The sequence below is a fragment of the Streptomyces sp. SID12501 genome (assembly GCF_010550245.1).
Lineage (GTDB): Bacteria > Actinomycetota > Actinomycetes > Streptomycetales > Streptomycetaceae > Streptomyces.
In genome coordinates this window covers 1-541 of sequence record NZ_JAAGLU010000370.1, presented here as the reverse complement: position 1 = coordinate 541, position 541 = coordinate 1, and the positions used below count along the sequence as shown (strand labels likewise).

Genomic DNA, 541 nt, shown 5'->3' with positions numbered 1-541 from the left:
GCGAGCGAGGTCGTCGTGCTGCGCATCTCGGGCGGTGTCACGCGGCACCTCGACACGCTCGTCATGCCGCTGCTGCTGCCCGACGCGCCGATCGTCGCGTGGTGGCCCTACGACGTGCCGGAGAACCCCGCGGAGCACCCGCTGGGCCAGATGGCGCAGCGCCGCATCACCGACACGTCGACGTGCTCGCGCCCGAGCCGCGCGCTGCGGAACCTCGCGCGCGTCTACACCGAGGGCGACACCGACCTCGCGTGGACCCGCGCGACGCTGTGGCGCGGGCTCATCGCCGCGACGCTCGACCAGCCGCCGTACGAGCCGGTGCGCCGTGCCGTGGTCACGGGCGAGAGCACGCACCCCTCGGTCGACCTCATGGCCGCCTGGTTGGCGCACGCGCTGCGCTGCCCGGTCGAGATCGAGCGCGTCCCCGGCGCGCCGGCCATCACGCAGGTGCGGCTCGAGCGCGCCTCGGGCGACATCGTGCTGGACCGCCCCGACGGCAAGACGGCCGCGCTGCGCCAGCCCGACCAGCCCGAGCACCGCA

The 541-nt window shown here is 75.4% G+C and carries 1 protein-coding gene; it reads left to right on the top strand.

The window, feature by feature from the left end; genetic code table 11:
• Positions 1-15 precede the first annotated feature (15 nt).
• On the top strand, positions 16-541 hold a 526-nt coding region (locus G3I71_RS46290; RefSeq protein ID WP_343243294.1), incomplete at its 3' end, for a glucose-6-phosphate dehydrogenase assembly protein OpcA.